This is a genomic window from Bartonella sp. AC62GZZY (assembly GCF_042196525.1).
Lineage (GTDB): Bacteria > Pseudomonadota > Alphaproteobacteria > Rhizobiales > Rhizobiaceae > Bartonella.
The window spans coordinates 38,911-47,152 of record NZ_JBHIQN010000008.1 but is presented as its reverse complement, the minus strand read 5'-3'; the positions used below and the strand labels follow the sequence as shown (position 1 = coordinate 47,152).

At 40.0% G+C, this 8,242-nt stretch carries 12 protein-coding genes and 1 pseudogene; all 13 read right to left on the bottom strand.

Annotation, left to right across the window (positions count from 1 at the left end; translation table 11 throughout):
- Positions 1 to 559: 559 nt before the first annotated feature.
- Positions 560 to 1,612, bottom strand: coding sequence for a P-type DNA transfer ATPase VirB11 (gene virB11, locus ACFIML_RS06260; protein ID WP_375606526.1), 1,053 nt, complete (start codon positions 1,610 to 1,612; stop codon positions 560 to 562).
- A gap of 21 nt (positions 1,613 to 1,633) precedes the next feature.
- Positions 1,634 to 2,821 carry a type IV secretion system protein VirB10 gene (virB10, locus tag ACFIML_RS06255; protein WP_375606525.1) on the bottom strand — a complete coding sequence of 396 codons (1,188 nt, stop codon included), beginning with the start codon at positions 2,819 to 2,821 and terminating at the stop codon, positions 1,634 to 1,636.
- A 27-nt stretch (positions 2,822 to 2,848) separates the two neighbouring features.
- Positions 2,849 to 3,106 (bottom strand): annotated as a pseudogene (locus ACFIML_RS06250) (TrbG/VirB9 family P-type conjugative transfer protein); the annotation flags it as partial.
- A gap of 78 nt (positions 3,107 to 3,184) precedes the next feature.
- Positions 3,185 to 4,039 (bottom strand): P-type conjugative transfer protein VirB9, encoded by an 855-nt coding sequence (virB9, locus tag ACFIML_RS06245; protein ID WP_375687660.1) that lies wholly within the window; start codon positions 4,037 to 4,039, stop codon positions 3,185 to 3,187.
- A 2-nt stretch (positions 4,040 to 4,041) separates the two neighbouring features.
- Entirely contained in the window at positions 4,042 to 4,713 is a 672-nt protein-coding gene (locus ACFIML_RS06240; protein ID WP_375606522.1) for a virB8 family protein, read from the bottom strand.
- Positions 4,710 to 4,997: a type IV secretion protein VblB7 gene (locus ACFIML_RS06235; protein WP_375687658.1), complete on the bottom strand. Its 288-nt coding sequence runs from the start codon at positions 4,995 to 4,997 to the stop codon at positions 4,710 to 4,712. The genes ACFIML_RS06240 and ACFIML_RS06235 overlap by 4 nt, the downstream gene beginning before the upstream one ends.
- A gap of 6 nt (positions 4,998 to 5,003) precedes the next feature.
- Positions 5,004 to 5,927 (bottom strand): type IV secretion system protein, encoded by a 924-nt coding sequence (locus tag ACFIML_RS06230; RefSeq protein ID WP_375687656.1) that lies wholly within the window; start codon positions 5,925 to 5,927, stop codon positions 5,004 to 5,006.
- A gap of 26 nt (positions 5,928 to 5,953) precedes the next feature.
- Entirely contained in the window at positions 5,954 to 6,337 is a 384-nt protein-coding gene (locus tag ACFIML_RS06225; RefSeq protein ID WP_375615041.1) for an EexN family lipoprotein, read from the bottom strand.
- A 294-nt stretch (positions 6,338 to 6,631) separates the two neighbouring features.
- Entirely contained in the window at positions 6,632 to 6,922 is a 291-nt protein-coding gene (locus ACFIML_RS06220; protein WP_375686473.1) for an EexN family lipoprotein, read from the bottom strand.
- A 96-nt stretch (positions 6,923 to 7,018) separates the two neighbouring features.
- Positions 7,019 to 7,186, bottom strand: a complete 168-nt coding sequence (locus ACFIML_RS06215; protein WP_375687654.1) for a hypothetical protein — start codon at positions 7,184 to 7,186, stop codon at positions 7,019 to 7,021.
- Between the two features lie 26 nt (positions 7,187 to 7,212).
- Positions 7,213 to 7,617, bottom strand: coding sequence for an EexN family lipoprotein (locus ACFIML_RS06210; RefSeq protein ID WP_375687652.1), 405 nt, complete (start codon positions 7,615 to 7,617; stop codon positions 7,213 to 7,215).
- On the bottom strand, positions 7,614 to 7,880 hold the full coding sequence (locus tag ACFIML_RS06205; protein WP_375687650.1) for a hypothetical protein: 267 nt from the start codon (positions 7,878 to 7,880) through the stop codon (positions 7,614 to 7,616). The genes ACFIML_RS06210 and ACFIML_RS06205 overlap by 4 nt, the downstream gene beginning before the upstream one ends.
- A 62-nt stretch (positions 7,881 to 7,942) precedes the next feature.
- A complete protein-coding gene (locus tag ACFIML_RS06200; RefSeq protein WP_375687648.1) occupies positions 7,943 to 8,242 on the bottom strand; it encodes an EexN family lipoprotein in 300 nt (99 codons plus the stop codon).

Sequence of the window (8,242 nt, the reverse complement as noted above, 5' to 3'; positions counted from 1 at the left end):
TCAATGTATTGCATGTTTATGAAGAAGCGAGCCGGTGCACCGTCACACACTTTGCCAGCTTGTGAGTGCTGCGATAGTCCTTGGCATTAGAGAGGGTTCATAAGAGCCATTTTTAATTCTTTCTTGTACGGTTTTTTCACATGGACTATCCGCTTGTAGTGTGCAAGCAAGTGATTTTGATTGTTTCAAGATACACAGGTTTGAAATGAGAGAATTTTACGATATTCAGGGTTCTAATTCAAGTTGAATAACGCTAAATTATCTATATAAATCAATACTTTGTTCTTATGCTAAAGGTGAAGCGGAGGTCATAAATTTGGTAGCCATATCCTTGCAAACATTGATGTCAAAAAAATCAGAAAAAATATAGGGTTATAGATATCATTTTCGGCATGTTTTGGTTTTTCTGTAAGGCGCATTCGTGATTGGAAACAGGGACGATATTCTATAGATACTTTTTCTCGTTTGTTACTTTCAATCATTGAAAATGAACCTGAAGCGATCAATTGTGCTCTTAAAAAATCTCTATTGGCATAAGAGGGGGAGGGTATCGTTTTTTTTAAAAAGCATCACGGCGCTTGAAAGGGTCGTAATAAATTTCTGTTACACGAAATTTTCCTTCCAAACGTTTACATTGGATGATGACATCTATCATCGAGATTAATAAGCCGCGGATATCGTCGCGTGCTAAATTACCACCCCCGTCACTTTCTTTGACTAAAAGGGTCATTTGTTCAAAGGCGGCGAGTGCTGTTGAGGCATGAACGGTGGTGATAGAACCTGGGTGACCGGAATTGACATTACGGATATAGTAAAAGGCTGTACCATCACGCAGCTCTTGCAAAAGAATTCTGTCGGGGCGCATACGCAATCCAGATTCAAGCAGTTCTTTTGCTCCAGCTTTTGCTAAGCCTTGATTATCTTTTGAATAAAAGAGCTGCACTTTGTTTGTGTGTGGAACGACAAGCTCGGGCGTGTCTTCTATGGTGAGAATGCGTTCATATTCAGGGATTTTTGCAATTAAAGCTTTGGAGAGGGTTGTTTTACCAGAACCGGTTTTTCCAGAGATTAAGATATTTTGTTGTGTAACAACAGCGCGTTCTAAAAATGTACAAAAGTCTTTGGCGATAAAGAGATCTGTTAGCTCTTTTTCTGTATCAGAGAGTTCACTTGCCCGTTTTGTCATTTGTTCAAGGGGGGTAAAACTGACGTTTCTGGTGACAGAAAATAGCTGGTTTTCGTGTAGACTTTCAAGAGAAAAAGTGCGTGATGAAGGTTTACGAATTGTCATGCTCATGGTGTTGGGGGCAACAGCAGGGGGCATGACAATTTGTATGCGTTCGTTATTGGGCAGTGTTGCGGAAAGAACGGGATTTTCTACACTAATTTTTTGTGTTGTGTAGGCAGCAACAACTTTCGCAATCCCTTCTAGTTCGCTGTAGGTTAGCTCTTTTAAGATGTGGGTTTGCCAACCATTTGGACCCTCAACAATCACTTCGCCTGGGCGATTGACAACAATCTCAAATAAATTCTCATCATTGAGGAAGTCATCTAAGATTTTTAATTTTGTTAAAACGATAGAGGCTCGTTCTATGTTTTTTGCTGTTGGCATAATATACTCTGAACGTGAGAATTAAAAAAAGGAATAGCCTGGCGTAGAACGCGAGAAAGCGTTTCTCTTTTTTCTTGTGATGGTTAATTTATAAACAGAGGAAAAATCGAGATCTTTTGCTACGAAAATGTTGACCAGTTCGCCTTGAAATTTTTCTAAGGTAGGAGGGATATTGATTTGATTTTCAAGGGCAATACTGGCGGCTTCTTTTCCAGTGTTGTTTGCGCCTTCAAAACCGCCGCCTCCAGAGTTGTTTGAACCTCCTTTATTGGAATTGCCTACTATTTTATTTGTTAAAACTGTTGTGGCACCATCAATAACGGTCAACAAAAGGGAAGAGCCAAAGCGTTCCCACCAATGGGTGTTGATGTTGCCATCAAAACCAGCTCTTCCTAAACTGTCTGTTGCGGGTGAGGCAAGGTCGATGATGACACCGGTTGGAGTTTTTGCTCTTGTCCAGAGAACAAAGAGGCGGGATTGACCTTGTTTTATCCCTCCGCGGTATTCGCCAATCACTTGAGTTCCTTTATCAAGTAAAACAACGCGACCATTGTCGGAGAGGATATCACGGTTAATAATGCAGCTTGCAAAGCCTGGTTGCTCACTGTTTAATGCCGTTTCTAAGATACAGGGAATAGAGGTTCCCATGGCGATGATAAAGTTTCTATTGCCGATGAGTTTTGCTTTTGCTTTTGCTTCTTCTGTTTTGGTAGGCTTTAGTAGGGTCGCAAAATTTTGTGTGTCTTGAAGGGCAGAGGAATTTTTCATATTGGCGAGATTTTCAAGGGTATTGAATTTTTCAAAGGGATTGAGAGTCGTGTTGACAATGTCTTTTAATTGAGACCTAGAGCCTTTGGCAAAAGCAAGAACGGGGGCGCGTCTTGCGGCATCAAGTAAGGGATCATCTTTTTTCGGTTCTTGTGCGAGTGGTTGTGGGGGTGGTAAGGTTATTGGCGCTATGTTTGCACGCGGGTCAGAGGGGACGAGCTCTAAAGGGGCGAGGGAATTGTGAAAGCTTTGTTCTTGTTTTTTATGAGCTTTTGCGGTGTCTTTTTGTTCTGTGGGGGTGGATAAGATGTTCCAGAGGACATAGCCGCAGATTCCTATACAAGCTATTGCGACAACTATTTTTTTGCCGGCGGTTTTGGCGCTATTGTTTTTGCCATCTCCAATAGATCCTCGATCTTCGATGATTGATTTATCACTCATGTGTTGTCCCCTTCAATTCCCGCTTATTTAAAGATCTGATGCAATTTTACGTTCAACAGATGGTGAGGTGGTTTCGGTTCCTAGATTAATACCTTTTGGTTGATAGGCTTCATTAAAGACGCATAGGATATTTTTTCCCTGTCTTAGGGTGAAGCGTGCGCTAATGGCATGGTCAGTTACCCTGTTGCCTCTTGTGGTTTTGGGAACTAGTGATTCTGTACCGTCATTGTTTACAATATAAATGGCAGGGATTTCTTGGTTGTCGGGAAAAGACAATGCTGTTGTTCCGCTATCCCTAATAGTGTCTCGATCTTCGATGATTGATTTATCACTCATGTTTTGTCCCCTTCAATTCCCGCTTATTTAAAGATCTGATGCAATTTTACGTTCAACAGCTGGTGAGGTGGTTCCGGTTCCTGGATTAACGCCTTTGGGTTGATAGGCTTCGTTAAAGACGCATAGGACATTTTTTCCCTGTCTTAGGGTGAAGCGTGCGCTAATGGCATGGACAATCACCATGTTGCCTCTTGTGGTTTTGGGAACCAGCGATTCTGTACCATCATTGTTGACAATGTAAATGGCAGGGATTTCTTGGTTGTCGGGAAATGTAAATGTTGTTGTTTTGCCATTGTCATAAACAGAGGAGGGTTCAAGAGTGATAGAGCCTTGAGCGGTGTAAGCCCAATTGCGTGGTCCATAGGTTTCAGAAGCGTTGAAGATACCATCAATCTGTTGGGATTGTTTTTTTTCTTGTCGCATAAGGGCTGCAAGTCTTCTTTGTTCTGCTTCCTCTTGTGGGTAGCGGAATTTCACAAGGAAATATGTTTCTTGTCCAGAGGAAATTTCTCCATCTTTAATGATGAGTTCAAATTGATAAGAGCGCTTTGAGCCATCAAGCTTTGTGGTGACGACTTGGAGATTGGTAATGGGTTGGACTTCTCTTGCCTTTAGAAAAAGAATATTACCCGCTGGTGCAACTTCCCATGCAACGCTGTTGCCAATCGCTACATGAGCAATTTCTTCATTGGCAGAAAATTCTATTTGTACGGATGAGCGTATGGAGCCAATAATTTTAGTGACATTATAAGCATCATAATTAATAAAGCGAATGCGGCTATCGTTGGGCGCGCGGGTGGGAAAAACACTGGCATGGCTTATATTCATCAAAGAAAAGGCAACAGCCATGTTGAGAATGAGAAAAAGAAAATTTTTTTTCATGATCAGTTGACCACTTCCGGATCGGTTCTATATTCATTAACAATAAACCCTAGAGGATTTATTAAACGGTTTTGGACAGAGATAGGGGCATTGATATATTCAAAGGTAAGTGTTGAGACCCAGTGTGTGATAAATTCTTTGTTGTTCTCGTTATCACGGACGGTTTTATAATAGCGTACCTGTGCGACATCATCATTGATAAAGGAGATTGATTTTATTGTTATTGTAACGGCGGCATGTTTATAGAGAATTTGAGGGCTTTGGGGGTTTCTTGCTCCATACCAGCTGGCAAATCTTTGCTGTTCTTCAGAAGAAGAAAGAAGAGAGACGGTTTGGAAATTATGTTGTGTTTCTTCTGTGGTGAAGCCTTCACGGCAGCGGACGTATTTTGCGGCGAAGTAGCGTGTGATGGCTTCGTCGACGTTTGTGGGACCTTCTTTTAAGGCTTCTACGACTTCAACAATGCCGGTTGAATTGTCGACGCGAATGACAAAGGGTTCCACGGTTTTAAGGGGCGTGAGGGTGATGACCGCGAGAGAAGACATTATTGCAACAGCAACCGCGATGCCGGCAATGGTAAGGGAGACGCGGGTGGTGCGGCGTGAGGCGAGCATGCGGTCTTGATCAAACGAGCGCGCTTCGGCAATATATTGTTCTACGTCTTTTTCTTTCATGCCTTTTTTCCGCAATCTTTGTAGGATTTTATTTCTTCATCCGTTAATTTTTGTGCCAGAAGCATTTCCAGCTTCCCCTCTTTCATGGTGGAGGGTGTGTTGTTACTGATGATGATGGGCGTGGGCGTGGGGTTTTTCCCTTCCCAATTCCACATCGATTTGTTGAGCGGTCGCTTAGAATATCCATCACATTTTGGCAGCGACTTCAGTGTGTTTGGTGAAGACATACAGCCACTGAGAAAGAGAAACGGTAAGATTACCCCAATTTTTTTTAATTCCCGCATTTGAACTTAGACCTTTTTTAATAGTGATGCTAATTTTTTAATGCCCCTTGTTGCTGCATTAGCAGCTTTACCTGTTAGTTGAGCCGTTGTTTTAGCGACTGGTCCTGATCCTGTAAGAGAAGCCCCCCCAGAGGCTAAAGCTGATGCGATATCAGGGAGTCTGAGGAAAAGAAAAATACCACCAATACCAACAACCAAGAACTGAATTAAAGTAGTGAAGATATCTTTAATACCTTCTGAAAAAACGTTCATTGAAATGTTAACATATAAACCACCAAGCAGCACGACTAACACATATAAAATGATGAAGTTTGCAACTTGCCCTAACCATGCTTCTGTGAATTTTCTGGTTGAGGAAAACATATAGAGGCTTATGAAGAGTGGTCCTATTGATAGGACAAGAAACAAACCCAATTTAGCAAATAATGAAACAACAAAACCGACTAGACAAAAAAGGATAGCAGCAACTAGGCAGATAAAACCAGCAATCCATGTCGCGATATACTTCCCCATTTGAGTCAGACCTGTGTACTGGTTTGCTGCGTCCAAAACCTGTGCTCCAGCTTTGCCTATCATATTGTCCCATACATTTCGATCCACATGTGCTCCTTGTGTGACATTTGAAATGGCATTCGGCAGATCATGGAAAAATATACCACTGACCCACTCATTATAAACATCGGCGTTTGTGGCAAGTGAAACAACGATGCCGAGTTTGAAAGTTGTCACTATAAATTCCCATAAGGGCATGGAAGAACGCCCATAGATGATATTGTATCCCATAAATATAATGTAGATTGTACAAGATAGCTTAAGCGGAGCACCTAAGCTTGATGAGAGATTAACAATGGTTTTACCCATTGCGTCTGTAATGGGATCCATCAACATATTGTCTATCTTAGTGAATATGCCTTTGCTTTCTACTGCCATTGAGATGCTCCGCTCTTCATTATGTCTTAATGGTTATTTTGTTGTTCTTCTGCCGCCCGTTCTTTTTCTCTTCGTTCTTCCTCAGCACGTCGCTTTGCTCTTTGTTCAGCTAATTTTTTTTGAGTTTCTGCTCTCATTTTTTCAATCCAAGCTTTTTGTTTAGCCATAAATTCTTCATCTCTTTTGCGATTTTCTTCTTCAACTTTTGCCTGACGTTCTTTCTCAAGTTCAGCGCCTGCTACTCTTAGGTTTTCACAATTTTTTGAAGTTCCTATCCCTCCACATCTCGTGACCCATTCATCAAATAATTTTGGATTTTTTTTAAATTCTGCGACGCTATAGGTTTTTTCACATCCAGCTGTGATGAGCCCTGTGCAAAGTAGCAATGTTGTTATGAGAACTTTATTCATCAATATTTCCCCTTTTTCCTTTCAGTTTTACAAGTTTTGAGCACAATCTTTAAATTCTGCTTGTGTTATCGGTTTTTTATAACCAGTGATGATAAATCTAGGGCAGAGACATAATCTTGCCATAAATCTATTGTATAGTCTGTAAGGTTCTTTAAGTTGAGCAGCTAAAGTGCAATAGATGTTATCCATTGTTTTTGTAATGGGATTCATTAACATATTGTCGATATAAGAAAATACGCCTTTGGTTACTATTGCCATTTAGATACTTCGCTATTCGTTGTGTATTTTTATAATTTAATTATTATTTTGTTCTTTTGCTTTTTGTTCTTCCTCAGTACGCTCTTTTATCCCAAATGTAGAGTTCCATATTTCTTTAGCTTTTGCCTGACGTTCTTTTTCAAGTTCTAAAAATGCTAACCGCATGTTTTCACAATTTTTTGAAGTTCCTGCAAATCCACATTTAGCATCCCATTCTAGGCGTAATTTTTCATCTTTTTTAAATTCTGCTACACTGTGAGTTTTTTCACATCCAGCTGTGATGAGCCCTGTGCAAAGTAGCAATGTTGTTATGAGAACTTTATTCATAGATATTTCCCCTTCTTTCTTTCAGTTTTACAAGGTTTGAGCACAATCTTTAAATTATGCTTGTGTTATCGGTTTTTATAACCAGTGATGATAAATTTAGGGCACAGACATATTGTTGCCATAAATATAGAGTGCACGAAGCTTTTTAAGTTGAGCAGCTAAAGCGCAATAGTGGTGTGTAATGGTGCTATCCATTATTTTTGTAAGGGGATCCATTACAGTATCATCTATGTCAGTAAATATGCCTTTGGTTACTATTGCCATTTAGATGCTCCGCTCTTCATTATGTCTTAATGGTTATTTTGTTGTTCTTCTGCCGCGCGCTCTTTTGCTTCTTGTTCTTCCTCAGCACGTCGTTTTGCTTCTTGTTCAGCTAGTATTTTCTTAGTATGAGCCTCCATTTTTTCAAGATCAGCTTTTTGTTTCGCCATAAATTCTTCATATCTTTTGCGATCGTTCTCTTCCGCTTGACGCTCTCTTTCTTCTGCTTGTGCTTCATATTCTTTTTCAAGTTCTAAAAATGCTAACCGCATGTTTTCACAATTTTTTGAAGTCCCTGCAAATCCACATCTAGCATCCCACTCGAAGCGTAAATTTTTATCTTTTTTAAATTCTGCGACGCTATAGGTTTTTTCACATCCAGCGGTGATGAGCCCTGTGCAAAGTAGCAATGTTGTTATGAGAACTTTATTCATAGATATTTCCCCTTCTTTCTTTCAGTTTTTGAGGTTTGAGCACAATCTTTAAATTCTGCTTGTGTTATCGGTTTTTTATAACCATTGATGATAAATCTAGAGCACAGACATAATGTTGCCATAAATATATTATAAAGTGCACGAAGCTTTTTAAGTTGAGCAGCTAAAGCGCAATAGCGATGTGTAATGGCGTTATTCGTTGTCTCTGTAAGTGGCTCCATCAACCCGTTGTCTATCATGGTAAATATATCATACGCTGCCATTGTTTTCCTCCGCTCCTTATCGTACGGGTTTCGCGTTCCATACTAAGTTGAATTTTTATGCTTTAATTACTGTCCTCTTTCTTTTCAGATTGTTCTTTCGTTTTTTGTTTATCGTCATTTGTACGATATTTATTTAGATATTTTTGAAAGGATTCTTTACCAAGTTCGTCTATTGCTTTTCCTAAGTTTTCACAATTTTGAGGAGATTCTGTTTCAGAAGGTTTTTTCCACATACATTTAGGTGTCCACTCATTGCGTAATTTTTCATCTTTTTTAAATTCTGCGACGCTATGGGTTTTTTCACATCCAGCGGTGATGAGCCCTGTGCAAAGTAGCAATGTTGTTATGATGATCTTGTTCAT

Bases quoted from the DNA above. Each gene is read 5' to 3' on its own strand.
- ACFIML_RS06210 (WP_375687652.1), bottom strand. From the start codon at position 7,617: ATGAATAAAGTTCTCATAACAACATTGCTACTTTGCACAGGGCTCATC.
- ACFIML_RS06205 (WP_375687650.1), bottom strand. From the start codon at position 7,880: ATGGCAGCGTATGATATATTTACCATGATAGACAACGGGTTGATGGAG.
- ACFIML_RS06235 (WP_375687658.1), bottom strand. From the start codon at position 4,997: ATGCGGGAATTAAAAAAAATTGGGGTAATCTTACCGTTTCTCTTTCTC.
- virB9 (WP_375687660.1), bottom strand. From the start codon at position 4,039: ATGAAAAAAAATTTTCTTTTTCTCATTCTCAACATGGCTGTTGCCTTT.
- virB11 (WP_375606526.1), bottom strand. From the start codon at position 1,612: ATGCCAACAGCAAAAAACATAGAACGAGCCTCTATCGTTTTAACAAAA.
- ACFIML_RS06225 (WP_375615041.1), bottom strand. From the start codon at position 6,337: ATGAATAAAGTTCTCATAACAACATTGCTACTTTGCACAGGGCTCATC.
- ACFIML_RS06230 (WP_375687656.1), bottom strand. From the start codon at position 5,927: ATGGCAGTAGAAAGCAAAGGCATATTCACTAAGATAGACAATATGTTG.
- ACFIML_RS06240 (WP_375606522.1), bottom strand. From the start codon at position 4,713: ATGAAAGAAAAAGACGTAGAACAATATATTGCCGAAGCGCGCTCGTTT.
- virB10 (WP_375606525.1), bottom strand. From the start codon at position 2,821: ATGAGTGATAAATCAATCATCGAAGATCGAGGATCTATTGGAGATGGC.
- ACFIML_RS06200 (WP_375687648.1), bottom strand. From the start codon at position 8,242: ATGAACAAGATCATCATAACAACATTGCTACTTTGCACAGGGCTCATC.
- ACFIML_RS06215 (WP_375687654.1), bottom strand. From the start codon at position 7,186: ATGGCAATAGTAACCAAAGGCATATTTACTGACATAGATGATACTGTA.
- ACFIML_RS06220 (WP_375686473.1), bottom strand. From the start codon at position 6,922: ATGAATAAAGTTCTCATAACAACATTGCTACTTTGCACAGGGCTCATC.